Origin of the sequence: Streptomyces sp. SID12501, assembly GCF_010550245.1 — a bacterium.
GTDB lineage: Bacteria > Actinomycetota > Actinomycetes > Streptomycetales > Streptomycetaceae > Streptomyces.
On the sequence record NZ_JAAGLU010000018.1, the window covers coordinates 79,725 to 104,981 of the forward strand.

The following is a 25,257-nucleotide window of genomic DNA, read 5'->3' on the forward strand; positions in this document are numbered from 1 at the left end:
GTCACTCGCCCTGGGCGACGGTGAGGGTGAGGGCCCCGGAGTAGGTGGTGCCCGGGACAAGGGCTGTGGGGTTGCCGTTCACGGTGAGGGTGAGGGTCTTGCCGGCCGGGGCCTGTACCGTCGCCGTCGCGTCCAGGACCAGGCGGGTGAGGTACGACGTGTCGGTGACCGTCCACCGTGAGCCGGCGGCAAGTTTGACGATCACACCGTTGTTGACCGCAGGCTGCGGGGTGTTGGTGACGTGGTTGATGTGCTGCCACTCGGCCGAGGTGATGGTGGACACGGCGTGCCGGGACGTGGAGGCGGAGACGACGCCCTCGACGCTGCTGCGCCGGAAGGAGAGAACCAGGTTCTTGCCGGTACGCATCGCGTTGTAGAAGTCGCCCGTCAGGGAGATGTCGACGAAGGAGGCGCGGGCGTCGGCGGTGTGCTCGGCGGCGGTGTCGAAGCGTGTCTCCCTCGCAGGGGCGCCGGTCGGCTCGGTGTAGACGCCGGTCACGGAACCGGGGTCGTCGGTTTCCATGATCTGTACCAGGATGCCGTTGCCGGCGCTGAGTTCGGCGCCTTGTGAGCCGTCCACGATGATCGTGACCCGCTTCCCCTTGTCGAGGAACATCGTCTCGGCGGTGGTGAAGCGGGTGTCACCGCTGATGTCCAGCCGGCCGCCGTCGCCGCTGTGCCACATCACGCCGAAGCCACGGGAGTCGACGACCGACGGCCTGGGTTCGATCGCGTCCAGTTCCTGCTCGGTCAGTCCCAGGAGCAGGTAGCTGTTCATCGTGGCCACGCTTTCGCGGGTACTGCCCGTGAAGCTGATGGCGCCCCCGGTGGAGACGGCTGCGAAGGTGGCGACGTCGAAGTGCGTGCCGAGGAAGATGTCCTGCTGACTGCTGCCGTCCGCGTAGGCCCCGTAGCCGGAGTCACCGGTGATGGTGACAGTTGAGTTGATGGCGGTCAGCAGCGAGTTGCGGGCCGAGTCGGTGGACAGCACGCCCCAGGACTCCGAGGAGATGGTCGAGTTGAGGTAGGAGACCGTGGTGTTCTCGCCGAGGACGTTGGTGGCGCGGACGTTGCCGGACAGGCCGAGCGTCCACGGGACCGTCATCATGTTCGCGCCGGGGCCCGGCTCGTAGTCGTCGGGCAGCACACCCTCACGGGTGCTGATGCGGGAGTTCTTGACGATCACGTTGGCACCGTCACGGGCGATGACGCCGGTGCGCAGCACACCCCGGTTGTCGATGTCCGCGCCGTCCACGACCAGTCGGGTTTCGGCTCCCGAGCCGGTGACGGCGGCACCGTAACTCGCCATGTCCAGGCGGCCGTTGCCGTCGAAGGCGATCCGGGGGCTGTCCAGGGTGTACGAGGCGCCGTGGGTGACGAAGAAGCCGTTGAAGGCCTCGCCGGTGGAGGTCAGGGACACACTCCTCGCGTACGCGTCGGTGAGGGTCCCGCCTCGTACGCTCGACAGCACCGAGTTCTCGGTGACGACACCGTCGGCGCCGACGTACACGCCCTGCCGCAGGTGGAAGGTGGCGCCCGCGAAGGACTCCAGGTGTTCGAGGGCCGGAGTCAGGACGATGTCGCCGCTGTAGGTACCGGTAGCGATCAGGGTCGTCGAGCCGAAGGTGCCGTCCAGGTCGGATCCGGTCTCCACGCCGTCCACGGTCAGGGTCAGGCTGTACCCCTCCGGGGCGGTGAGCACGACGCCGTCCTCCACGACGAGTTCGTCGAGCCGGGTGATCGCGGTGATCTCCCAGATCTCGCCGGAAGCCACGGTCCTGCTCCGGTCGGCGGCTCGGGCCGGTGTCGCCGCGTGGGCGGCGGTCGGTGCGAGCAGCGCGGGTGCCGCGACGACGCTCGTGACAGCGAGCAGCGCGCGTACCCGCGACCGCATCGGCACTCCGCGCTCGGCGATGACCCGTTCCATGATGTGGGGGGTGACTTCAGACATGCAGAACTCCCTTGCACCCCACGGCAGTTCATGGGGTGATCGGATCGAGGGCCGGTATGGCAGGAAGTGAATCAGTGACCGTGGAGCCGCAGTAGTGTGCGGCTCCTGTGAATCGCTCGGCAGGCCATCCCCGTTCGGAATACGAGGCATTCCGCATCCGTGCGCACGGTCTACCCCGCGAGGCCGCCCACTCCGTTGACCGCGATGGTCAGGCCGAGAACCGTCACCACACCGGCGGATGCCGTCGGCAGCCAGCGCATCACCGGGCCCGGCCCCGAACCCCGGAATCGCTCCAGCCCCGCGCGGGTGTGCACCAGGATCAGTCCGAGACCCACGAGGACACCGGCGAGGCCGACGCTGAACGCGATGATCATGGTCAGGCCGAGGGCCGTGCGGCCCAGGCCGATGGCCAGCAGGAGGACGGTGAGCGCCTCGGGGCAGGGGACGATTCCGCCGGAGACGCCCATGGTGGCGATGGACCGGAAGGTCGTGGGCATGACGGGCAGGTGATGGTGGTGATGCCCGTCGGGTCCGTGGGTGTGTCCGCCCTGACCGGCATCGCCGTGCGCGTCGGCGTGGGGGTGGGGGTGGGGGTGCGCGTGGCCGTGGGAGTGCGCGTGCGCGGTCTCGCCCTTCCGCGGCCACCTCCGCCGCAGCAGCCGTATCCCCAGGACCAGCACCACCAGCCCGCTGGCCACCTCCAGCACCGGCACCAGTACGCCCGGCACGATGAACTGCCCCGCGAACAGCACCGCGGCGCCCAGGGCGATCACGGAGGCCGTGTGCGTGACGGTGATGACGCCACCGAGGATCACCGCCTGGCGGGACGTGCTGTGGGCGCCCACCAGGTAGGAGGCGAGCAGGGCCTTGCCGTGGCCGGGGGTGAGCGCGTGGAAGGCGCCGAGCAGCGCACAGGTGCCGATCAGCGCCGGCAGGGCCCAGGGCGAGGACAGCGGGGAACGCAGGGCACCGAGCATGGCGTCGGAGTCTGATGCGGCCTGTCGTGCGGAGTTCGGTGAAGTCACCGCTGATGCTGGGGCGTCGGGGAGGTCGATGGTGATCGTGCGTCCCTCGTCGGCGCGTTCGACGTTCGCCGGCTCCGCCGGTTCACCGGCGGGCACCAGCACGTTCGCCTGCACCGTCGTGGGTGAAGTGCCCGGCGGGTCGTACCTGTTGGTGAAGGTGACACTGTCGCCGCCGGAGGGCAGGGTGGCCGTGAGGTCGAGGGTGACGGCGCCTCCGGCGGCGGCGAGCAGCGCGTAGTCCGCGTAGGTGCTCCTGGTCAGCTCCAGCGGGACGGCCTGTCCCCCGGCCTTGAGCCCGAGCGCCGACATCACGCGCTGGGCGTGAGCGGCTGTCTCGTCGGCTCCGAGTCGTGCGTCGCCGTCGGTGTCGAGGGCTTTCGCGAACGCGGGTGCCACCAACACGCCCGGAATGAGCACGAGTTGTACGTCGAGCCGGGAGCCGTCGGGAGTGAGGTACGCCTGCTGGACGATCTCGTCGGTGGGGTGGGCCTGGGCCGGTGCGGCCGCGAGGCCCGACCCGGCGGCGGCCAGCACGAGGCCCGCCGTCCACCGGGTCAGGCGGCGTTTGACGGCGTTCAAGGGTCAGTCCCCCGCGCCGTAGTCGTTGCCGCTCTCGCGGTAGATGGCGTGGATGTGGCTGATGCCGCCCATGTTCCGCTGGTGGGCGAACTCGATGGTGAAGTCGGGGCTCTGCACGCGGTAGTAGATCGGCTGGTCGCTCGACGTGGACCCGTACCAGGCGAAGTACGTCGAGTCGATGTTCGCCTCGGCCGACTCCAGCTTGGACGCGTTCTGTTCGTCGTTGAGGGGGCTGATCCACTCCGTGATCAGGTCCAGCAGCAACGTCTTCTGCGCGGTGGTGAAGGTGGATGCCTTGACGCCCTCGTAGGCGAGGGTCTTGCCGTCCTGTCCGGCGCCCAGGACGATCTCCGTGACGGCCGTGTCCAGGACGGCGGCGTCGAGTTGTGTGCTGTTCAGCGACTGGACGACCGCGAACGCCTTGTCGGTCTCACCGGCCAGCGGCTCGTAACTCACGCCGTTGAGGGTGTAGGTGGCCGGCTGCACCCCGAAGAGGGTCGGGGCCAGGGTCATGGTGTCCCCGGTCAGCGTGATGTTGACCGCCAGGTGGTGGCCGCCGTACTGGACGGTCCATTTTCCGGTCGAGGACGGGGTGCCCAGGACGCGGATCCAGTAGTGGTCCGAGCCGTAGTCGTCGCTGCCGGTGGCGGTGTGCAGGACGCCGTCGGCGGTGGTGATGCCGGTGACCTGTTCGTAGCCCTCGTCGCTGAGCGCCGCCCGGAGGATGGTGAGCACCGCCGCCTGCTGCGTGGAGGTGAGGGTGTCCATGCGCAGTCCGGCGCGCGTGAAGAGGCCGTCGGGCAGGTTCGACCACTGGGAAAGGTTGGTCTGGGTACGGGACGCCTGGGCGGTCGACTTCTGTGTGGTGCTGAGGGTGGCAAGGAACGCGTTGACCGCGGTGAGGGTTTCCGAGGCCGCTGTGGCCTCGGCGGAGTAGGCGACAGCGGTGATGTCGCTGCGCGTTCCGGGGCCGGTCCCGGCGTCACCGGTGGCGAGAGCGGTCGCGACCAGGGCCGCGGTGGCCACGGCGACCGCGGCACGACGGGTGCGACGGGCGGGGCGGGCGGGGCGGAGCGTCGCCCGGTATCTCTGGGGCAGTAACACATGGCCTCCTGATCGGAAGGCGGCGTGGCCGACCGTGCGGGCACGCCGACGGGTGTGAACCGGTCACTTCGATTCCGGTTCAAGAGAGCATCAAATTCGTCAACGATTCCGTAAACAATGGAGTCGCCGTGATTCATGTGAGATTCACAGCCGTCCCGCGGCAGATGCGTTGGATGTCGTCAAGTTCCCTTGGCTTGGAGGCAGTTGGGTTGAGGAACGCGGCGGCCATGTCCGGCTTGGCTGTCTAGAACTGCGCCTCGTACTGGGCGGGGTCGATCCGGGCCTCGATGAGCAGCGGCCGGGTCAGCCCCGCCAGATCGGCCGTGGCCCTTTCCAACGCGGCCACCGAGGTGACGCGTACACCGTCGCAGCCCATCGCGCCGGCGAGGGCGACCATGTCGATGTCGTCCAGCCGGGTCGCCGTGCTCGGATAGCCGAGGGCCCGTTGCTTGAGCTCGATACGGTTGAGGCTGCCGTCGCAGAACACCACGACCGCGAGCCGGAGTTGACGTGCGACGGCGAGTCGGAGCTCGGTGGCGGCCATGGCGAAACCTCCGTCACCGATCAGGGCGACGACCGGGATCTCCCCCAGGGTCATCTGGGCCGCGATCGCTCCGGGGAGGCCGAAGCCCATGGAGGACAGGCCGTTGCTCATCAGGACGCCGCGGGGGCGGGGGGCCTGCCAGCCCTGGCCGACGAGGAGTTTGTGCGAACCGACGTCACAGGTGACGACCGTTTCGGGAGGTGTGCTCGCGCGGACGACGTCGATGACGTCGGTGGGGTTGAGGCGACCGGCGACCCGCCCCGCGTAGTAGGCCGTGCGCAGCCGGCGCCGGTGCGCGGCGACGTCCCGTTCGCTCCAGCGGGGCTCGCCGCGCCACAGGTCGGTGAGCCAGTCGAGGCTTGCCGAGACGTCCCCGACCACCTCGCAGTCGCTCGGGTAGACCTGGTCGGTGTTGGGGGTGGTGTCCACATGCAGGACCGGCACGGCAAGGGACCACGGTTTGATCAGCTCGACCGGGTCGAAGCCCGCGGTGACCACGAGGTCGCTGCCCGCCAGGAAGTCCCACAGGATCTGGTTGCACGCCATGTCGAGTACTCCCGCGAAGAGCGGGTGGTCCTCGGGGAACACGCCCTTGGCCATGGGAGACACCACCACCGGAGCGCCGACCGTCTGTGCCAGCCGCAGCAGAGCGCCGGACGCGCCGCACCGGACCGCCCCGGCACCGGCCAGTACCACCGGACGCCTGGCGGACCGCAGGACGACCGCGGGGTCCCGGCCGCCGTCGGCCACCTGCACCCTGACTCCCCCGGCGGCCCCGTCGAGCGGCGGCGGTGCGACGGGGACATCGGGTGCGGACGCCGCGAACGTCTCGGCGGAGCCGGTGAGATGGACCGCGCCCGGCCTCTCGGCGACGGCCAGGCGCAGCGCCTTGCGCAGCACCGTGTCGACGGACGCGGGGTGAATCCGGCCCGCCCACTTGGCCACCGGCGAGAACAGCAGCTTGTGGTCCACCACCTGATGGGTGACGAAGTCCTCCCGTCCGGCGTCGATCTGCCCGGAGACCGCGAGCAGCGGAACCCGGTCCCAGGTGGCGGCGGCCACGCCGTTGACGATCGAGGTCGACCCGGGCCCCAGCGTCGACAGACAGACGCCGGGCAACCCGGTCACCATCGCGTGGGCCTCCGCCATGAACACCACGGTGCCTTCGCGGCTGCCCAGGACGACCTCGATGCCGAGAGCGCGCATCGCCTCCATCAGCTCGATGATCGGGTCGCCGGGGTAGGCGAACACGAACCGGGACCCGGCGGCACGGACGTACCCGGCCACCACCTCAGCGGTGTTGCCCATGCCCTCGCTCCCGGTTGCCGTGGTGGACGGGCGACGACGTCCCCGGTCATGCCTCGCGCAGGTTCGCCGGGACGAGCTGGTCGTAGTCGGGACCCTTCGTGATGAGGCCGGAGGCCTTGTGGAAGGCGACCGAGGCGTCGAAGGAGGATCGCGGGAAGCCGTTCGTCGCCCGGATCTCCTCCTTCAGCAGCGGGAGCAACGCCTCCAGCGCCGAGTCGGGCATGCCGCTGCGGTACGCGGCGAGCAGCTTCTTGATCTCCGCGGAGTCGCCGCCCTGGATGTCCTTTCTCGCCCGTACGAGGGCTCCTTGGAAGGCGGCTATCTCCTTCGACTTCTTCTTCATGACGCTCTGGGTGGTGAACATGACCCCGTGGGACACGTGCTGGAGGCCGGGCACGTCGCCGCGGCACGGGGAGATGTACGTGGTGCCGGTCCCGGCCCCCTCCGCCTGCTGGGCCAGCGGCTGGGCGAAGGAGAGGGCGTCGACCTGGCCGCCTTTCAGAGCGCCGAGCGCCGCGGTCGCCTCACTGCCGAGGTTGACCAGTTCGGCGTCCTTCTTCGCGTCCATCCCGCCCTTCTTGAAGAGGTAGACGACAAGCGCCTCGGTGCCGCTGCCCGGCCCGGTGATGCCGATCTTCTTGCCCTTCAGGGACGCGATCCGCTCGTCCAGGGAGGCGTCGACCGCCGCGCCCTCGAACTTCGTACCGGTGATGATGTCGATGTAGTAGGTGTCGACCATGTCCGCGACGAGGCTGAGGGCGTCGCCGGTCTCCGACAGTTTGAGGACGTCGGTCATCACCCCGCCGCCGAGTTCGATACTGCCGGACTTCAGGGCGGCAGCCACCTTGGAGCCGGTGCCGAGCACGGCGGGCTCCTCGAAGGTGACGCCCTCGTCCTCGAAGTAGCCCTTCTCGGTCGCGACGAACATCGCGAAGAACGCGATCGACTTGCTGACCTGCCCTATCGACAGCTTGCCGGTCTTCGTGGCGCCGGAATCGGCGCAGCCCGCGCCGGCCAGCGTGACAGCTCCGGTGGCGAGCATGCCCTTGACGAGTTGACGGCGGTTCATGTGCGGCCCTCCAGAGGCTTCCAGCGGTTGGCCCTGCGATCGAGCACGCCGACGAGCAGATTGAGGATCGTGGCGATCGTGCCGAGCACGACGAGCGTGGCGAAGACGCCTGCCGTGTCGTAGTTGGCCGCCGCGTCGCTGATGAGGTAGCCCAACCCCCGGTTGGACGCGACGAGTTCACCGATCACCGCGCCGATCAGCGAGTACGGGACGGCGACCTTGAGGCCCGTGAGCAGACCCGTCATCGAGCCGGGAAGGACGACCTTCCACACCACGTCACGCCTGCGTCCGCCCATCAGCCGCACCGCGTCGATCAGTCCGCGGTCCACCTCTCGCACGCCGACGGCGGTGTTGAGGAAGACCAGGAAGAACACGGTGACGGCGGCGAGGAGCACCTTCATCTGGAGGCCGATGCCGAACCAGACGATGAAAAGGGGCGCGAGCGCGACCTTCGGCAGCGAGTACAGCGCCACGATGAACGGGTCGACCACGCGGTAGAAGGTCGGCAGGGAGGCGAGAACGAATCCCGTGAGCGCGCCGGAGCCGGCACCGAGGGCGAATCCGAGCACGACTTCCTGGAGGGTGACCCAGGTGTTGGGCCAGAGCACGCCCTCCCGGTGCCAGCCGACCAACCGGTGCATGACGTCGAGCGGCCGACTGGTGTAGGTGACGTCGAACAGGTGGCCCGCGGACAACTGCCAGGCGACCAGCAGCACCACGACGAAGACCGTCCGGCCACCCCAGATGACCACTGTGCCGCCGTGTTTTTCCCACCAGTTGCGGTTCAACGGCACGGTGACCGACTGACCGATCCTCTTCTCGGTGTCCATGGTGGTGTTCACCGTCTTCTTCTCCTCGACCGTGCTCACTGCGCCTCCCGGAGCGCCACTGTCATCTCCTTGTGCAGGCTGACGAAGTGCGGGTCGACCCGCAGTTCGTCGGCGTCGCGGGGCCTCGGCAGGTCGATCTCCTTGTCCAGGACCACCCGGCCGATCCGGCCGAGCACCACGACCCGGTCGCCCAGCAGCAGCGCCTCCTCGATGTCGTGGGTCACGAACACCACGGTCTGTCCGCTGCCCTGCCACAGCCGCAGCAACTCGGCCTGGAGCACGAAACGCAGTTGCGCGTCGAGTGCGCCGAAGGGTTCGTCGAGCAGCAGTACCTCGGGGTCGCCGGCGAGCATCCGGGCCAGGCTCGCCCGCCGCCGCATGCCGCCGGACAGTTCGCGCGGATAGTGCCGTTCGAAGCCGGTGAGGCCGACCCGCTCGATGAGGTCCATCGCGCGCCTGCGGCGCTCCTTCGCGTCGACTCCCTTGATCTCCAAGGGCATCTCGACGTTGTGGACGACGTCGCGCCAGGGCATCAGGGTGTCGGACTGGGTCATGTAGCCGACCTCGGTGCGCGGACCGGACACCGGCTTGTCCCGGTAGGTCACGACGCCCGACGTGGGGTGCATGAGCCCGGACATCATGTTCAGCATGGTCGACTTGCCGCAGCCGCTGCGGCCGAGGACCGTCACGAAGCGGCCCTCCTCGATCCCGAGGCTCAGATCGCGCAACGCCACGATTCCCAGGTCGCCCTTGACGAACTGCTTGGTCAGCCGCCGGACTTCCACGACGCTGCTCATCGTTGCGGCCGGTCCTTCGTGACGCCGGCCAGCCAGCGGGTGTTGTCCACGGCCATGGTGTGTATCTCCTGCTCGGTGAAGCCCGCGTCGAGCAGCCGGTCGGCCAGCAGCGGCAGGCCGTCCTCCACCGGCGGGTTGAAGGGCTGCCCGAGATCGCTGGAGAGCACCGAGTTCTCCGGCCCGACCGCCCGGATGTTCTCCAGCCACAGCTCCCAGGAGACCTTGCCGGTGTACGGGGTGGTGAAGCACCGCTCCAGCAGGGCGCCCCGGGCGGCCAGCTCACGTTGGCGTTCCACGCCCACCCGTTGGGAGGTGAACTCCGGATGGGTGACGACGATCCGGCGTACGCCCTCCTCGGCCGCGGCGTCCACGACGGCGGCGATCTCGTCGGAATGGAGATGACCGGTGGCGAGCGTCATGTCGTGCGCCGCGATCACCCTGAGCACCTGCCGGGTGATCTCCAGCACCGTGCCGTTCGGGCCGACCACCTCCACCGGCTCGACCGTCATGCCGGCGTCGCGCAACTCGTTCTGGAGCTGAACCCACATGGGCGGCGTGGCGCCCTCGGGACCGTCCGCCGTACAGGCCCGTTCGTTGGAGCTGTCCACGGTCGGCAGCCAGACGAACTGCGCGCCGCCGCGACCGGCGATCTCCACGGCGATCGGGTTCATCCCGCCCACCGAGCCGTTCAGCGTGATCGCCCCGACCGCACCGAACCCGGGCGCGGCACGGCGAACCACTTCGGCCCGTTCCGCCGTGGGGACGTAGTGCGACTTGAGCACGAACCCGTCGAGACCGACCTCGGTGAAGCGGGCCGCGAGGGTCAGATCGTCGACGCGGCGCTTCATCAGGTCGGGTGCGATATGGACATGGATGTCGTAGGCCCCCGCGACGAGCGCGCGGGACCGTTCCGAAGGTGTCGGATGCGTGGCTGGTCGGTCGGCCATGAACGGCTCCTGTCGCCAATTTGGTGACCCAGATTGTTAACAATCAGGCGAGGGGCGTCAATGGTCCGCGCAGAAAGTGATGCCCGACCTCCGACCGCACGCCCCCCACCAGGGCAGGAGCCACTAACTCACAGGGACGGACGGCGAGTTGTTCGTGCCACGCAGTGCACGGATCACGCTCCCGAGATGGCGCCGGGCGGCCCGTTCGGCGGCGTCGGGATCGCGGCTGCAGATGGCGTCGATGATCGCGAGGTGCTCCGGCAGCGAGACGGACGGCCGCCCCGGCTGCATGGCGAGCCGGAACTGGTGCCGAACCGACTGCCCACGCAACCGCTCGATCACACCCTCGGCGGTGCACTGGCCGCTCATCTCCAGCATCCGGCGGTGCAGTCGGTTGTTCAGCTCCGAGTAGGTCACCAGCGCACCGGCGTCGACCGCGGCGGCCATCCGCTCGCGCATCTCACGCAGTTCCGCGATCTCCGCCTCGGTCACCCGCTGCGCGGCCTTGGCCGCACAGAACCCTTCGATCACCATCCGCACCTCGGTGATCTCGATCGCCTCGGCCAGGGAGACCGCACGCACCCTGGCGCCCCGGTTGGGGATGCGCTCCACCAGCCCCTCGTTGCCCAACTGGATCAGCGCGGAGCGCACCGCCGCGCGACTGGCCGCGAACCGCTCCGACAGATCGGCCTCCACAAGCCGTTGGTCCGGGACGTAGTCCCCGCTCACGATCGCCCTACGGATCGCCTCCACGACCGGGTCGGACCCGGACGGGACTCTGCGCACAGCCGACACGTGACCTCCTTTCCAGATCTCCCCACCGAAGGAGCAGACTGACAACGATATTGTCGCCAATTCTGGGGAGCAGCGATGAGTTCCACCACCGTCCAGGATCCGCGCATCGCGGTACTCGGTCTGGGAGAGGCCGGCCGCATCATCGCGGCAGACCTCGTCGCTGCGGGAGTGCACGTGCGCGGCTACGACCCCAGGGTCGCGGCACCCCCCGGAGTGGTGGGCACCGGCAGCGAGGCGGAAGCGGCCACGGGCAGCGATCTCGTCCTCAGCGTCAACAGTGCCTCGGACGCCGAGCACGCCCTCCGGGCAGGCCTGGCCGGCATGTCCCCCGGCTGCCTCTGGGCCGACCTCAACACCGCGTCCCCCGCACTGAAACGACACCTCGGCGAGATCGCCGGGGCCTCTCGCATCGACTTCGCCGACGTGTCCCTGATGGCGACCGTGCCCGGCAGGGGGCTGCGAACGCCCATGCTCGTCTCCGGCGTGGGGGCCGGTCGCTACGCCTCGATGCTCCGCCCCCTTCGCGCGAACGTGGACGTACTCGACGGGCCGGCCGGTCTGGCAGCCGAACGGAAGCTGCTGCGCAGCGTGTTCTACAAGGGCCTGGCGGCGGCGGTCGTCGAGGCTCTCGCCGCGGCCCGGGCCGCAGGCTGTGAGGACTGGCTGCGCCAGGTCATCGCCGAGGAGCTGACACACGCGGACGCCACCACCCTGGACCGACTGGTCCGGGGCAGCCACCGGCACGCCGTACGCCGGACCGGCGAGATGCAGGCCGCCGCCGACATGCTCGGTGACCTCGATGTGCCCCCGCTGATCGCCACGGCCAGCAGAGACCTGCTGCATCGGCTGTCTCATGGGGAGGAGCGCGGGGAGCGGCACGTCGCGCCATGACGCGACCGGGCCGAGAGCCTTTCCGTCGCGACGCCCGCGAGCCGGACCCGCCTCCCGAACCGACCGCTCGCGCGGCCTACCCGGCGGGACCCGATTCCAGGTGGGCCGACCCCCAGTGGCAGCTGTTCTCCCGTGCCGTCGCCGCAGTCCTGAACGGGGCCGGCCGCGAGCGCCCACTCGGCCTCATCCACTCACCCGGGGCCGACAGCCACCGCTACGGCAGCCCCCGCGACCGACGACAGCACGCCGGCCTCCAAATCGCCGGCCCGGCAGATCCAGGCCGCTGCACGGCGACCGCGACCCGAACCACCCCGCCCTCCCTCGACTCTTCGTCGAACCGGTTCGATGAAGCTAGCACCGAGAAAACCGGCCAGCAATCCCCTCGACATGGATCCCCTTGGCCGCACACAGCCGGCCCACCTGACGGGTTCCGGGTGTTCCCGTCCACCGAATCCAGCACCCGGCCTGCCGGTGAATAGGTATGCCCCCAGGCAAGCCGGACGCCGCAGCCCCACACAGACACGTTTCGGGGCCGTTACGGGAAATGCGGTGCGAGGCGTTGACACCCGCCCGAGTTGCTCCTACCTTCACTTCACGCGAACCGGTTCGACGATCGGCACCTGGCCGATTTCGTTCCCCGGAATCATCGAACCGGTTCGACCTATCTCGGCAAGGAGTCCCGTGAACATCGGTGAGATCGCCAAGCGGGCCGGTGTCTCGCGGAGCACCGTGTCCTACGCCCTGAGCGGGAAACGCCCCGTGTCCGAGGACACCCGCCGGAAGATCCAGCAGGTCATCGACGAGCTGGGCTACCAGCCCAACGCGAGTGCGCGGGCCCTGGCCAACGGCCGGACCAACACCATCGGTCTGGTCTTCCCGCCGGCCGGGAACCACTACACCGGCATGCAGCTGGACTTCATCGGCAGCGTCACCGAGGCCGCCGCGGCCCACGACTACGACGTACTGCTCTCCCCGAGCGGTGCGGACAGCGACCGTTCGTTCCAGCGGCTGCTGGGCGAGCGGCGGGTCGACGGCGCGATCCTGATGGAGATCAGGCTGGAGGACGACCGGCTCGACCATCTCACCGCGGTGGATTTCCCCTCCGTCGCCATCGGCCGTACCGCACACCCCGAGGGCACCTGGTGGGTGGGCCTGGACCATACGGCACTGGCGGCGGCCTGCGTACACCATCTCGCGGACCTGGGCCACCGCCGCGTCGCCTTCGTCAACCGGCCCGAGCAACTGCTGCGGGCCGGGTACGAGTCGGCCCAGCGCGGGCTGGACGGGTTCACCAAGGCCGCGGCGGAACGTGGCCTCACCGTCCGGACGTACTGCTGCGGGGACGACGCCGCCTCCGGCCTCGCCTGTCTGGAGCGGATCCTGCACGACGACCCCGCCACCACCGCGCTGGTCACACTGAACGAGGCCGCGCTCGGCGGCCTCTACCGGGGGCTGGCCCAGGCCGACCGCCATGTGCCACGCGACTTCTCCGTCACCGGAGTGGTGGCCTGCAGGTGGGCGGAGACGGTGACCCCGCAGCTCACCGCGGCGGACGTGCCCGCGGAACAGATGGGCCGCCTCGCCGTCGACCTGCTCGTCCAGCGCCTCGACCACCCCGACACACCCGCCCGGCACCACCTGCTGGCGCCGCCGGTCTCGTTGCGAGCGAGCACCGCACCCGCCGGCACCCGGCCCGCAGACCCGGCTCCGGGCTTCGGCACCCCCACTCACCCCTGACATCCGCCCCGCACACCCCCCTTCACTCTCCACGCCCCTGTCCCGGCCGCCGAGCAGGTCACTGATCCGGCTCGGTGATCCCAGCAGCTCCAGATCACCCCTCCTACGGCACACCTGTGCCGATCCCAGGGCACACCCGTGCCAAGAGCCATGAGGAACACACCGTGAACCGATCCGCCAGACGGCGTCTGACCGCCGCAGCCCTGACCGTCGCCGCCCTCACCTCCGGCGCCACCGCCTGTTCCTCCGGCTCCGGCGGCACCTCGACGAAGGCCGCGGACGGCGGCACGTACACGATCTGGGACCCGTACCCGCAGTTCGACAAGAGCTCGGCGTGGGCGAAGCTGCTGGACGGCTGCGGCACCGACGCCGGGGTGAAGATCAAGCGGACCTCGTTCGACACCAGCGACCTGACGAACAAGGTGCTGCTGGCGGCCCAGCAGGACAACTCCGCGGATGTCCTCATCGTCGACAACCCGGTCGTCTCGACGCTGGCGGAGGCGGGCGTGCTGACCACGACCGACGACAACAAGCTGGACACCTCGCAGGCCGGCCCCAACCTCCTCGCGGCCGGCCAGTCCGGCGGGAAGACGTACGGCACACCGATCGGCGCGAACACCCTTGCCCTGTACTACAACAAGGCGGTGCTGAAGGAGGCCGGCGTCGACATCGCCTCGGTCAAGGACTGGAAGTCACTGACCGCGGCGCTCGCGAAGGTCAAGGCGGCGGGCAAGAAGGGCATCACGTTCTCCGCGATCGGCACGGAGGAGGGCAGCTTCCAGTTCCTGCCCTGGTTCTGGGGCTCAGGCGCCCAGCTGACCGCACTCGACTCCGACGAGGCCGTCTCCGCGCTGTCGCTGTGGAAGAACTGGCTGGACAAGGGCTACGCCCCCAACTCGGTGATCAACAACACCCAGACGACCAGCTGGCAGGAGTTCGCGAGCGGCGACTACGCCTTCAGCGAGAACGGCACCTGGCAGCTCGCCAATGCCGACAAGGCCGACTTCGAGTACGGGGTCATCCCCGTCCCGGGCGCCACGGGAGGCGACGCCGCGGCCCCGACGGGCGGTGAGTTCGTCACGATCCCGGTCCAGGGCGACACCGGCCGCTACGCCACCTCGCAGAAGCTGGTGTCCTGCCTGACCAACAGCCAGAACCTGCTCGACACCGACACGACACTGTCCTACGTGGCCCCCACCACCGAGGTCCAGGACAAGCAGGTGGCCGCCAACCCGAAGCTCAAGCCGTGGGTCGACGCGGTCAAGGCCGCCAAGGGACGCACCAGCGACGACCTGGGCACCAAGTACCCCAAGATCTCGGAGCAGTTGTGGAAGGCGGTCCAGTCCGCCCTCAGCGGGTCGGCGTCGCCGAAGGACGCGCTCGACTCGGCACAGTCCGCCGTCAAGTAGCCAGGACTGCGCCAGCCGATGAAGCACATGACACAGTCACCGCACCGCCGGCCGGTGCATAGCCGGAACGGGGTGGCGACCGCCACCCCGCCTCCGGCCCGCACCACGCCCCGGCGCCGTCCTGGCTCCCAGCAGTGGGCCGCCTGGGCCTTCCTCGCCCCGGTCACCCTCTACCTCGCGCTCTTCTACGCCTATCCCCTCTACCGCAACATCGACCTGAGCCTGCGCAACTACACGGTGCGCTCCTTCGTGCAGGGCGACGCGCCGTTCACGGGCCTGGCCAACTACCGGACCGTCTTCGACGACCCGACCTTCGCCCCCGCACTGCTGCACACCGTCGTGTTCACCGCCGTGTGCCTGGTCTTCCAGTACGCGATCGGCCTGGCCCTCGCCGTGTTCTTCGACCAGCACTTCCGGCTCTCCGCCACCCTGCGCGCCCTGTTCCTGGTGCCCTGGCTGCTGCCGCTCATCGTGTCGGCCTCCACCTGGTCGTGGATGCTCAACAGCGACTCCGGCATCGTCAACGCCACCCTGCACGCCGTCGGTATCGGCCCGCTGAACTGGCTGACCTCACCGTCCTGGGCACTGGCCTCGGTGATCATCGCGAACATCTGGATCGGCGTCCCCTTCAACCTGGTCGTCCTCCACAGCGGTCTGCAGTCCATCCCCACCAGCCTGTACGAGGCGGCGGCCCTCGACGGCGCGAACGCGTGGCAGCGCTTCTGGCGCATCACCTTCCCGCTCCTGCGTCCGGTGTCCGCGATCACCCTGCTGCTGGGCCTCGTCTACACGCTGAAGGTCTTCGACATCATCTGGATCATGACCAAGGGCGGCCCGGCCGACTCCTCGACCACCTTCGCCACCTGGTCCTACCAACTCGGCTTCGGCAACCTGCTGCCCACCTTCGGCCCCGGAGCGGCCGTCGGCAACCTGCTCGTCGTCGCCGCCCTGGTCTTCGGCCTGGTCTACGTCCGGGTCCAGCGAAAGCAGGCGCTGTCATGACGAGTGCGCGGACTGTCCCGGACCGGCGCCGCCGTACCTGGGGGAAGACGGCAATCGGCCTGCTGCTGACCGCGGTCATGCTCTTCCCGGTCTACTGGATGCTCAACGTGTCCTTCACCCGCGACCAGGACATGCGCAGGACTCCGCCGGACCTGTTCCCCGCCCACCCCACCCTGGAGGGCTACCGGGCCGTCGTCGACCAGCAGTTGCCCTATCTCGGCACCAGCCTTGTCATCGGCCTGGGCACCGTTGCCCTGACCGTGGCGCTGGCCGCACCCGCCGGCTACGCGCTGGCCAAACTGCGTCCGCGCGGCGGAGGAATCCTCAACTTCGTTCTCCTGGCCGCCCAGATGATCCCCGGCATCATCATGGCGATGGGCTTCTACGCCATCTACCTCAGCCTCGGCATGCTCCAGTCCGTGCCCGGCCTGATCGTCGCCGACTCCACCCTGGCCGTCCCCTTCGCGGTACTCATCTTCACCGCGTTCATGTCCGGCATCCCCGGCGAACTGCTCCAGGCCGCCAGGACGGACGGCGCCGGGCCGCTGCGCACCTTCTGGTCGATCGTGCTGCCGATGAGCCGCAACTCGATCGTCACGGTGTCCCTGTTCGCGTTCCTGTGGTCCTGGTCCGACTTCGTCTTCGCCAGCACCCTGGTCAACGGCGGCGCCCACGAGCCGATCACCCTGGGCATCTACCACTACATCGGCAACAACAACCAGCAGTGGAACGCCATCATGGCCACCGCCGTCGTGGCCTCGCTGCCGGCCGCGGTGATCCTCGTCCTGGCCCAGCGCTATGTCGCCGCCGGCGTGACCGCCGGTGCCGTCAAGGACTGACACCGGACCGCCCGCACGCGGCAGCGCTCTTCATGAGCCGCCGTGCGAGCGCCGCCGCCCCACCCGGCGGAACGCCGCCCCCCTCCGCTCAAGAAACGAGTGCCGCTTCATGACCGCCGCCCCGACCGGCCCGCCCTTCTCCGTCGATGACATCCCCTTCAGCGCGCACGGCTCCTGGTTCGGTATCTCTCCCGTGCTGGCGGAGAAGGAGCGAGCCGAGGACCTCCACCTCGTCTCGCACCAGAACGGCATGCACGCCGTCCTGCGCCTCGTCCCGCTCGACGCGGCGACGGGCGACCGCGCGGAGACCCGTGTCGAGGCGACACCTGGCCTGCTCAGCTGGACCGGTGCGCAGGGGCGTGTCGACCTCGCCTACGAGTCGCCGGACACCGTACGCGTGCGCGGCACCGGTCTCGGGTTCGGCATCAGCGCGGCGACTCACGCCCTGACCCCGTTCAGCGGGACCTACTTCTACCGTGACCCGGTGGACGGCGCGCATGTGTTCACCTCCTACGAGACCGGGCGCCGCTACCGGATCACCGTGCTGTCCGGCACGGTCGCCGAGGTGTCCGGCTCCGAGGTCGTGGGCGCCGGTGACCGTGGTCTCACGGTCACCGGCGCGGCCGACGGCTCGTGGGAGGTCGCGGTCGAGGAACTCGACAGTGCGCGAGTGCCCTTCCGTTCACCGGCGGCGTTCGGCGAGGTCATGGAGGCCGCGCGGCAGTCGTTCGCCGGGTTCGTGGACGCGGTCGCCCCGTGGCGCTCGGCGGCCACCCCGGCCGCCGAACTCGCCGCCTACGTGGTGTGGTCGGCGACCGTGCGCCCGGCGGGTCTCGTCACCCGGCCCGCCGTACTGATGTCCAAGCACTGGATGGACAAGGTGTGGAGCTGGGACCACTGCTTCAACGCCCTTGCCCTGGCCCCCGGTTGCCCGGACCTGGCCTGGGACCAGTTCTCCCTCCCCTTCGACCACCAGGACGAGAGCGGCGCGCTGCCCGACTCCGTCACCCACTCCGAGGTCCTCTACAACTTCGTCAAGCCGCCCATCCACGGCTGGGCCTTCGGCCACCTGCGCCGACGGCTCCCCGAGCCGCTCACCCCTGCGCAACTGTCCGAGGCGTACGACAGACTGACCCGCTGGACGGACTTCTGGCTCACCGCGCGGCGCGCACCCGGCGCCACCCTGCCCCACTACCAGCACGGCAACGACAGCGGCTGGGACAACGCCACCACCTTCGACCCCGGACGCGTGACCGTCACCGCCGACCTCGCCGCGTTGCTGGTCCTCCAGCTCGATGAACTGGCCCTGCTGGCAGGCGAGTTGGGCTTCCCGGACGACGCCCGGCGGCGCGCCGGGACAGCCGACGCCATTCAGGAGGCCCTGCTGGACGAACTGTGGGACGGCGAACGGTTCCTGAGCCGCCCGGCAGACGGCGGGATCCCCACCCGGAGCGCCAGCCTGCTCGACCTGATGCCGATCGTCCTCGGCGACCGCCTGCCCACCAAGGCCCGCGAGCAGCTGGCGGAACGGATCGAGGCCCACCTCACCGAGTTCGGCCTGGCCACCGAACACCCCGCTTCCCCGCACTACGAGCCGGACGGCTACTGGCGCGGCCCGATCTGGGCCCCCGCCACCGTCCTCATCGAGGACGGCCTGCGCCGCGCCGGGCACGAACGCCTCGCGGACGAGATCAGCGCCCGCTTCCGCGCCCTGTGCGAAACGTCCGGCTTCGCCGAGAACTTCGACGCCCTGAACGGCGAGGGACTGCGCGACCGCGCCTACACCTGGACCGCCGGCAGCTATCTGCTGCTCGCCCGCGACCACCTTCGCCGCGCGGACACGGGCACCGACACCTCTGTCACCACCGCCGCCTGACCCGCGAGCGAGGACCCACCCAGACGTCCGGCACGGGGGCCGGCGCAGCACCAACCAGCCGCCACCTCTGAAGGGACATGAGCACATGCCAAGAATCGGGCAAAGACGCTCGACCACCAGACGCCTTCTCCACGGCATCGCCACGTCACTGCTCTCGCTGACCGTCATAGCCGGTGCCTCCACCGTGATGGCTACGCCGGCCTCCGCCGCCACCCCCACCCTCACCGTCGACCTGGGCACCACCACCGGAGCCTTCCACGGCGGCGCCTCCGGAGCGCTGTACGGCCTGTCCGCCCCGGAGGTGCCGACAAACAACCTCATCGAGGGGATGGGGCTCCAGACCACCAACACCAAGTACCAGGACGGACAGCAGCACCCCGGCTCGGACGCGTTGGAGGTCGCCAAGCCCTTCGTGGACAGCGGCGGCAAGGACGTCTTCATCTACATGACGGACGTGTACCGCACGTTCTCCTACGAACGGACCAGCTACGCCGCCTACCAGGCCGCGATGAAGACCCAGGTCGAGCAGGCTATGGCCAGCCCCTACAAGGACCGGATCGTCTTCGTCCCCTACAACGAGCCCGACGGCATGTGGTTCCCGGGCATGCGCACCAACGGAGGGTCGCTGGCCGCGTTCAACGCCGAGTGGCTGCAGACCTACGACTTCATCAAGGGCATCTGGCCTGCGGCGCGTCTGGCAGGCCCCAACGTCTCCAGCTACACCAGCTCCGCCCTCAACGGCTTCCTCACCTACTGCAAGGCCAACAACTGCCTGCCCGACGTCATGACCTGGCACACCCTGGGCAGCCCGGCGGCCGTACGCAGCACGGTCGACTCCTACCGCGCGCTGGAGACCGCGGCGGGGATCACCACGCCGCTGCCGATCAACCTCAACGAGTACGCCTACCGGTACCACCTCACCGACCCCGGTCAGATGGTGCAGTGGATCGCGGCCATCGAGGACGAGAAGGTCGACGGGAACCTGCCGTACTGGAACATCAACGGCAACCTCGGCGACTCCGCCGCCGGCCAGAACATCCCCAACGCCCAGTGGTGGCTGTACAACTGGTACAGCTCCATGAGCGGCAACACCGTCAAGGTCACCGGCGCCTCGAACGACGACGCGTACACCCTGCAGGGCCTGGCGAGCCTCGACACGGCCAAGAAGCAGGCTCGCGTCATCCTCGCCGGGGGCGGCACCAGCGGTGACTCGAACACGGTCATCAAGAACATCAGCTCCTCGGTCTTCGGCAGCACCGTGCACGTGAGCGTGTTCCAGGACCGCTACAGCGGCTACATCGGCGCGGCGGCCACCCCGACCCGGCTCTCCGACGCGGATGTCGCCGTCGGTTCCGACGGCTCGATCACCCTCCCCATCACCCTCGACGCCATGTCCGCGTACCAGGTGATCGTCTCCCCGGGCGGCACCGGCTCCACCACCGCCGCCGACAAAACCTGGTCGGCCGGTTACGAGGCCGAGAACGCCACCCTCAGCGGCAGCGGATACAACATCAACACCGAGGGCACGACCGGCAGCATCGCCAAGTTCGCCACGTCCGGCACCAAGGACGTCGGCGGTCTGCGCACCGGCTCCAGCACGGTGATCTCCTTCCCCGTCTCCGTGCCCACCACAGGCGACTACAACCTGTCGGTGTTCGGCAACAGCTCCGCCACGGCGACCAACGTCAAGGGCCCGACGAACGTGTACATGCGGGTCGACGGAGGCGCCTCGACCAGGATCGACATACCGGTGGGCTTCCAGTGGGTGGTGTGGGGCCACAGCGACACCACCGTGCACCTCACCTCGGGCAGCCACACCATCACGCTGGCCGCCACCGGCGACAACAGTTCGGCAACCGTCGGCGACGCCATCATCGACAAGATAGACCTCCAGTACAACGACGACGCCGTCCAGGGAACCACGCTCCACGAGGCCGAGCAGGCCGCCCTCTCCGACAGCGGCACCGCCACCTACACCTCCCAGGGCCAGTCCGGCGCGGGCGCGGTGAACCTGACCTCCGGCAAGTCCGCGACGTTCTGGGTCTACTCCGCCAGGGACGGATACGCGGACCTGACATCCCGCTTCCGCAACACCGGCCAGGCCGACCTCACCGTCAACGGCAGGACCGCCAACGACCAGACCCTCTCCGGCGCGACACCCAACGCCTGGTCCACCTCCACCAATCGGGTCTACCTGAACTCCGGCATCAACAAGGTCAAGGTGACCGGCACCAGCGGCACCCTGGCCCTGGACGACCTGGCCGTCACCCCGTTCAGCGCCACCGACACCGTCACCACCGGCAACGTCGTCACCTACCAGGCCGAGAACGGCACCCTCACCGGCACCGCGGCGGCCGACAGCACCTACAGCCAGGCCGACGGCGGCGTCGTCACCGGCATCGGCGACGGAACCGCCAACTCCCTCACCCTCAATGTCAACGCGCCCTCGGCCGGCACCTACGCCATGACCATGCGCTACGCCAACGGCGAGAAGATGAGCGTCAGCCGCGGCAACCCCGACATCCTGGTCGAGCACGCCGACGTCAGCATCAACGGCGGCGACGCCACCCGTGTCAACTTCGCCAACACCCTCCACTGGAACCAGTTCGCCGACTACACCGTCCCCGTCACCCTCGCCGCGGGCGCCAACACGGTGAAGTTCACCGCCTCCCAGCTCTACAACTACGACGGCACCACGATCGGCCTGGTCTACTCGGGCGGCGGCGCCGACATCGGACAGCCCATGCGTTCCAGCTCCGCGCCCCACCTCGACGAGGTCTCCTTCGCGCCCCAGAATCTGCACATCGGCACCTCGTCAGGCTTCTCGTCCACGGCCGTTGCCCAGCACAGCTCGCTCTGCCTCGAAGACCCCTCCCAGTCCACGACCGACGGCACCCAGTACCGGCAGAACACCTGCGGAAGCGGCCAGGAGCAGGTTTTCGACTTCCACCCCGTCAGCGGCGTCACGGACACCTACACCGTCGTCAACCACTCCAGTGGCAAGTGCCTCGACATCTCCGCCTACTCCACCGCCAACGGGGCCGCCGTCCAGCAGTGGACCTGCCACGGCGGCACCAACCAACGGTTCAGGCTGAACGCGGTGACCGCACTCGGCAACAGCCACGACTACCAGCTCATCGCCGTGAACAGCGGCAAGTGCGTGGACGTCAGCGACATCTCGACCACAGCCGGCGCACTCGTCCACCAGTGGACCTGCGACGCGGCAAGCGCCCTGACCAGTAAGAAGAACCAGATCTGGCGCCTGCTCGGCAAGGCGTGACCGGCACCGGATCCCGCTGAGTCTCCCGGCCACGGCGACAGGAACAGGCCGCTGACGTTCTCGGGTCCGGTGACACGCGACGCTGTGGAGCACCGCGAGGGGCAGCCGGCTGATCCCGGCTGCCCCTCACACCTGCTTCAGTCCGAGCGCGAGGCATCGGCCTCGGCGGTCAGAACGGTGACTTCGTCCTGGCTCTGATGGAGACGCGCGATAGGCTTCGCACGCGCGTTCTGTTCGGCAGTGGCCCGACGTAGAGAGTCGACCCATGGGAAGGACACCATGCCCGCCTACGCCATCGCTCACCTGCAAGAGGCCGCCCCGCACCCGGACATCGCCGAGTACATCGAGCGTGTCCCCTCCACCTTCGAGCCGTACGGCGGACGCTTCCTCGTGCATTTCACGCAGCATGAGGTGAAGGAAGGCAGCTGGCCCGGGAGCGTCGTGGTGATCGGCTTTCCCGGGATCACCGAGGCGCGGACGTGGTGGGACTCACCCGCGTACCAGGAGATCGCACCGTTGCGTTCACGGCACATCCAGGGCGACATCATCCTGGTCGAAGGCGTACCCGAAGGCTACGACCCGGCCGGCTCCGCCAAGGCACTGCGGGACGCCCTGCCTACTGACTAGCCCACAAGTGCGCTCTGGCTCCGAGGTCGGTCACCGGAGTCGATGACGAACCTGTCCAGCGCCGTTCGTACGTCCTCGGGCTCCTGATGGGCCTCGGCCTGCCGCAACCCCCTTGGCCGGGGGCGTTGTCAGTGGTGGCAGGCAGGATGACGGGTATGACAACACCAGCTGCAGTGATCGTGGACGCCGCCGCCTACGCGCAGGCGGTCGAGGACGCGACAAAGGCGTCGGCCGCCTACTACACGGGCGGCACCTCCGTGCTCGACGACGACGCCTACGACCGGCTGGTGCGCGGCATCGCGGCATGGGAGGCCGGTCATCCCGGGCAGGTGCTGCCCGGGTCGCCGACCGGGAAGGTCGCCGGCGGCGCCGTCGACGGGGATGTCCCGCACACGGTCGCGATGCTGAGCCTGGACAACGTGTTCTCCCCCGAGGAGTTCACCACCTGGACGACGTCACTGGCCCGGCGTATCGGCCATGACGTCACCCGCTTCAGTGTCGAGCCGAAGCTCGACGGTCTCGCGATCGCCGCCCGTTACACCCAGGGCCGCCTCACCCGGCTGATCACGCGCGGCGACGGGACGGCCGGGGAGGACGTCTCGCACGCCATCGGCACCATCGAAGGACTGCCCGCCGAACTCACCGAACCGGTGACGGTGGAAGTACGCGGCGAAGTCCTCATGACCACAGTCCAGTTCGAGTACGCGAACACCGCACGGACGACGCACGGCGGGCCGCCGTTCGCGAACCCGCGCGGCGCCTCGGCCGGCACCCTGCGCGCCAAGGACCGCGCGTACACCGCGCCGATGACGTTCTTCGGGTACGGACTGCTTCCCATGACCGGAACCGGGACGGCGATGGCCGGACGGCTGGGCGAGCTCGCGCACAGCGACCTCATGACGCTGGCCGGCGAGCTCGGGGTGAACACCACCGCGACCACCGCCGTGGCCGGCATCACCGCCGACACCGTCGACCAGGTGCTGACCCGCGTCAAGGAGATCGCCGCGCTGCGGGCGGAGTTGCCGTTCGGAATCGACGGGATCGTCATCAAGGCCGACCTCGCCGCCGACCAGCAGACCGCCGGATCGGGGTCGCGGGCCCCGCGTTGGGCGATCGCCTACAAACTTCCGGCCGTGGAGAAGATCACCCGCCTGCTGGCGGTGGAGTGGAACGTGGGCCGCACCGGGATCATCGCGCCGCGCGGCGTGCTGGAGCCGGTCGAGATCGACGGAGCCACCATCACCTACGCCACGCTCCACAACCCCGGCGACATCACCCGCCGTGACCTGCGTCTGGGCGACCACGTCATGGTCCACCGCGCCGGGGACGTCATTCCCCGCGTCGAAGCCCCTGTCGCCCACCTGCGTACCGGCGAAGAGCAGCCCATCGTCTTCCCCGAGGTGTGCCCGCGCTGCGGGGCCGGCATCGACACCGGCGAGCAGCGCTGGCGATGCGAGAACGGCCGCAACTGCCATCTGGTGGCCGCACTCTCCTACGCCGCCGGCCGCGACCAGCTCGACATCGAAGGCCTCGGCCACACCCGCGTGGTCCAGCTCGTCGACGCCGACCTGGTGAAGGATCTCGCCGACCTGTTCGCCCTCACCCGGGAGCAGTTGCTGGGCCTGGAGCGGATGGGTGAGACGAGTACGGACAATCTCCTCGCCGCGATCGGCGCGGCGAAGGAGCAGCCGCTCTCGCGGGTGCTGTGCGCGCTCGGGGTACGCGGCACGGGCCGCTCCATGTCCCGCCGTATCGCCCGGTACTTCGCCACCATGGACAACATCCGCACCGCGGACGGGGACGCGATGCGGCAGGTCGAGGGCATCGGTACCGAGAAGGCCCCCTCCATCGTCGCCGAACTCGCCGAACTCGCTCCGCTCATCGACAAGCTCGTCGCGGCCGGGGTGAACATGAATGAGCCCGGCGCCACCCCACCCGCCCCCACGGTCGACGGTGCCGATGGCATCGAGGAGGCCGCTGAGCCGACGGGTGGGCCGCTGACCGGGATGTCGGTCGTGGTGACCGGAGCGATGACCGGCGTACTGGAGAAACTCAGCCGCAACGAGATGAACGAACTCATCGAACGTGCCGGGGGCCGCTCCTCGTCCAGCGTCTCGAAGAAGACCAGCCTGGTCGTCGCCGGTGACGGTGCCGGATCCAAACGTGCCAAGGCCGAGACCCTCGGCATCCGACTGGCCACCCCGGACGAATTCGCCGCCCTCGTCACCGACTACGTCGGCTGACCGCGCTCCCGACGAGGTAGGTGTGCCGGCTCACATGCCACGTGGTGCCAACGGCGGAACATCCAGGAGTGGTTGACCGTTCATCTGTATGTGGCTGCGGAGGGGACAGTGTCCCCGGGCCTCACCTACAGCCCATGGGGAAGATCGTTCGGCTGAAGCCCCATGGAGCCCTCCGCCGACAGGCGACCGCCCTCCGCACGCCACCACCACACCGCCCCGGCTGGTCTCCCCCGTCCAGCCGGGGCTCCTTGCTGTGCACGCCTGACACCGCTCGCCCCGTATCGCGTGCCACGGGGCGGGCCGACCGCTGTGACGGCTGCGGAAGCCGGAGGGGTCCCGCAACCATTGCAGGCTCATGGAAAATGACCCATCCTTCTGACCCTGCGTCAGATACACCCTCCTCC

At 69.2% G+C, this 25,257-nt stretch carries 18 protein-coding genes; 9 read left to right on the forward strand and 9 right to left on the reverse strand.

Translation table 11 applies throughout. The features are described from left to right. Position 1 precedes the first annotated feature (1 nt). The 9 genes from G3I71_RS22440 to G3I71_RS22480 all read right to left on the reverse strand — a co-directional run bounded on the left by G3I71_RS22440 (position 2) and on the right by G3I71_RS22480 (position 10,949). Positions 2-1,951, reverse strand: a complete 1,950-nt coding sequence (locus G3I71_RS22440; RefSeq protein ID WP_239149293.1) for a hypothetical protein — start codon at positions 1,949-1,951, stop codon at positions 2-4. A gap of 170 nt (positions 1,952-2,121) precedes the next feature. Next, positions 2,122-3,555: a nickel/cobalt transporter gene (locus G3I71_RS22445; RefSeq protein WP_164316625.1), complete on the reverse strand. Its 1,434-nt coding sequence runs from the start codon at positions 3,553-3,555 to the stop codon at positions 2,122-2,124. 3 nt (positions 3,556-3,558) lie between these two features. Beyond that, positions 3,559-4,659 carry a DUF3500 domain-containing protein gene (locus tag G3I71_RS22450; protein ID WP_203731041.1) on the reverse strand — a complete coding sequence of 367 codons (1,101 nt, stop codon included), beginning with the start codon at positions 4,657-4,659 and terminating at the stop codon, positions 3,559-3,561. A 244-nt stretch (positions 4,660-4,903) separates the two neighbouring features. After that, positions 4,904-6,511, reverse strand: a complete 1,608-nt coding sequence (locus tag G3I71_RS22455; RefSeq protein WP_164316626.1) for a thiamine pyrophosphate-binding protein — start codon at positions 6,509-6,511, stop codon at positions 4,904-4,906. Positions 6,512-6,557: 46 nt separating this feature from the next. Further along, positions 6,558-7,580 carry an ABC transporter substrate-binding protein gene (locus G3I71_RS22460; RefSeq protein ID WP_164316627.1) on the reverse strand — a complete coding sequence of 341 codons (1,023 nt, stop codon included), beginning with the start codon at positions 7,578-7,580 and terminating at the stop codon, positions 6,558-6,560. Continuing rightward, the gene (locus G3I71_RS22465) at positions 7,577-8,449 is read right to left on the reverse strand and encodes an ABC transporter permease (protein ID WP_203731043.1); all 873 of its coding nucleotides are present in this window, start codon (positions 8,447-8,449) and stop codon (positions 7,577-7,579) included. The genes G3I71_RS22460 and G3I71_RS22465 overlap by 4 nt, the downstream gene beginning before the upstream one ends. Next, entirely contained in the window at positions 8,446-9,207 is a 762-nt protein-coding gene (locus G3I71_RS22470; RefSeq protein WP_164316628.1) for an ABC transporter ATP-binding protein, read from the reverse strand. Before G3I71_RS22470 ends, G3I71_RS22465 begins: the two co-directional genes overlap by 4 nt. Continuing rightward, entirely contained in the window at positions 9,204-10,154 is a 951-nt protein-coding gene (locus tag G3I71_RS22475; protein WP_164316629.1) for a DUF6282 family protein, read from the reverse strand. The genes G3I71_RS22470 and G3I71_RS22475 overlap by 4 nt, the downstream gene beginning before the upstream one ends. A 123-nt stretch (positions 10,155-10,277) precedes the next feature. Continuing rightward, a complete protein-coding gene (locus G3I71_RS22480; protein ID WP_343243037.1) occupies positions 10,278-10,949 on the reverse strand; it encodes a GntR family transcriptional regulator in 672 nt (223 codons plus the stop codon). A 75-nt stretch (positions 10,950-11,024) separates the two neighbouring features. Between G3I71_RS22480 and G3I71_RS22485 the strand changes: the two genes are divergently transcribed. The 9 genes from G3I71_RS22485 to ligA all read left to right on the forward strand — a co-directional run bounded on the left by G3I71_RS22485 (position 11,025) and on the right by ligA (position 24,853). Next, positions 11,025-11,840 (forward strand): NAD(P)-dependent oxidoreductase, encoded by an 816-nt coding sequence (locus G3I71_RS22485; RefSeq protein ID WP_164316630.1) that lies wholly within the window; start codon positions 11,025-11,027, stop codon positions 11,838-11,840. A 681-nt stretch (positions 11,841-12,521) separates the two neighbouring features. After that, positions 12,522-13,577 (forward strand): LacI family DNA-binding transcriptional regulator, encoded by a 1,056-nt coding sequence (locus G3I71_RS22490; protein WP_164316631.1) that lies wholly within the window; start codon positions 12,522-12,524, stop codon positions 13,575-13,577. Positions 13,578-13,741: 164 nt separating this feature from the next. Further along, positions 13,742-14,986, forward strand: a complete 1,245-nt coding sequence (locus G3I71_RS22495) for an extracellular solute-binding protein (RefSeq protein ID WP_164316632.1) — start codon at positions 13,742-13,744, stop codon at positions 14,984-14,986. A gap of 18 nt (positions 14,987-15,004) precedes the next feature. After that, positions 15,005-15,988 (forward strand): carbohydrate ABC transporter permease, encoded by a 984-nt coding sequence (locus tag G3I71_RS22500; RefSeq protein WP_164316633.1) that lies wholly within the window; start codon positions 15,005-15,007, stop codon positions 15,986-15,988. Beyond that, the gene (locus G3I71_RS22505) at positions 15,985-16,827 is read left to right on the forward strand and encodes a carbohydrate ABC transporter permease (protein ID WP_164316634.1); all 843 of its coding nucleotides are present in this window, start codon (positions 15,985-15,987) and stop codon (positions 16,825-16,827) included. Before G3I71_RS22500 ends, G3I71_RS22505 begins: the two co-directional genes overlap by 4 nt. A gap of 109 nt (positions 16,828-16,936) precedes the next feature. Further along, positions 16,937-18,703: an amylo-alpha-1,6-glucosidase gene (locus G3I71_RS22510; RefSeq protein ID WP_164316635.1), complete on the forward strand. Its 1,767-nt coding sequence runs from the start codon at positions 16,937-16,939 to the stop codon at positions 18,701-18,703. 85 nt (positions 18,704-18,788) lie between these two features. After that, complete coding sequence (locus G3I71_RS22515; protein WP_164316636.1) at positions 18,789-21,983, forward strand: RICIN domain-containing protein; 3,195 nt, start codon at positions 18,789-18,791, stop codon at positions 21,981-21,983. A gap of 279 nt (positions 21,984-22,262) precedes the next feature. Next, positions 22,263-22,610 (forward strand): DUF1330 domain-containing protein, encoded by a 348-nt coding sequence (locus G3I71_RS22520; RefSeq protein WP_164316637.1) that lies wholly within the window; start codon positions 22,263-22,265, stop codon positions 22,608-22,610. 155 nt (positions 22,611-22,765) lie between these two features. Next, on the forward strand, positions 22,766-24,853 hold the full coding sequence (gene ligA, locus G3I71_RS22525; RefSeq protein ID WP_239149294.1) for an NAD-dependent DNA ligase LigA: 2,088 nt from the start codon (positions 22,766-22,768) through the stop codon (positions 24,851-24,853). The last annotated feature ends 404 nt before the right edge of the window (positions 24,854-25,257 follow it).